This is a genomic window from Marinifilum sp. D737, from assembly GCF_026672275.1.
In the GTDB taxonomy this organism is placed as follows: domain Bacteria; phylum Bacteroidota; class Bacteroidia; order Bacteroidales; family Marinifilaceae; genus Marinifilum.
Genome location: NZ_JANQCD010000090.1, coordinates 1 through 1132, shown reverse-complemented (window position 1 = coordinate 1132; position 1132 = coordinate 1). Strand labels below are relative to the sequence as shown.

General features: G+C 35.3%; 1 protein-coding gene and 1 rRNA gene. One reads left to right on the top strand and one right to left on the bottom strand.

Translation table 11 applies throughout. The annotated features are described in order from the left end of the window. The first annotated feature begins 453 nt into the window (after positions 1-453). The gene (locus NQ163_RS20545) at positions 454-729 is read left to right on the top strand and encodes a winged helix-turn-helix domain-containing protein (protein ID WP_326493342.1); all 276 of its coding nucleotides are present in this window, start codon (positions 454-456) and stop codon (positions 727-729) included. A 314-nt stretch (positions 730-1043) separates the two neighbouring features. On the opposite strand, the gene rrf is transcribed toward NQ163_RS20545, so the two are convergent. Continuing rightward, positions 1044-1132: ribosomal RNA gene (rrf, locus tag NQ163_RS20540) — 5S ribosomal RNA — on the bottom strand; the annotation flags it as partial.

The window sequence follows — 1132 nt, the reverse complement described above, 5'->3', positions numbered from 1 at the left end:
ACACCAATCCAAATCGTGGCAAAACCACCCTCTTCATCATGTTTTTCCTATCGCCCTACCGTTGTAAAGCGGGTGCAAAGATAAGGCATACTTTCCCAGCTTTCCAAATGAAAAATGCAAGTTTTTTAATCAACACAGGCTAACTTACTGAAGATCCGATGGAAAAATTTTTGAGAAAAAAGTTTTAATAAATGAGGGTCAAAAAAAGAGAAAGATTGCAAATACTTCTAAAATCGCGACTTATTGTATTTAAACTGAATAGTATAAGAGACTGAATATCCAATTTAGGTACTGTTGGTCTACTTTTTCATTTCTTGAAGGGATATCTGTGTTTTTTATAATCTTTAGTAAGGTGGTTAATGTAAAAGAATGAAATTTTAATTGTGAAGTATTAATTTTATAAATTATCGAAATACTAAACATTCTAATATAAAATCATTGATAGTACAATAAATTTTCGTTCATTTTTCCAATTCAAATCTACTTCTCACAAGAGTTACACAAGGCTTTAGTGGCAGTGATCTATTAATATTCCGAATTGTAAAAAACATATGTCGTGAAACGGCTTTAAAAAGCATTTGGGGCGATGATAACTTTTACACTACACGAAGTATGGATGTATACATTACAAAGCTTAGAAAATACTTAAAAGCCGATTCCAGTCTATCCATTGAAAACATACATGGCAGTGGGTTTAGACTATTACAAATTAACGCACCTTATAATTAAATTTTGTAATGTTTTCTGTGTTGCAATAGGACCAGGCAAGTGTTTTCCTAATTTACCCATTACTTTCTATCGCTATAGTCTAATACCTCGGTGTGGAATATTCTTTATTAGGCGGGAGAGTTACCTTTAATTTCCGGTCACCCAGCTTTAGAGCAAACAAAAAGAGTCTCACTCCAAGAAGGAACTCTTGCGACTCCGCTCTGGTACCTTCGGGCAGTACAATTATTTCCAACAGTGTTTGCTGTAAGCTACCTGTTGTTGACTTTAGTGCAAAAAAAAAGAGTCTCACTCCAGTTGGAATAAGACTCTTTAAAGGTTGGCGTCGACCTACTCTCCCACATTTCTGCAGTACCATCGGCGCTAACGGGCTTAACTTCTCTGTTCGGAATGGGAAGAGGTGGAA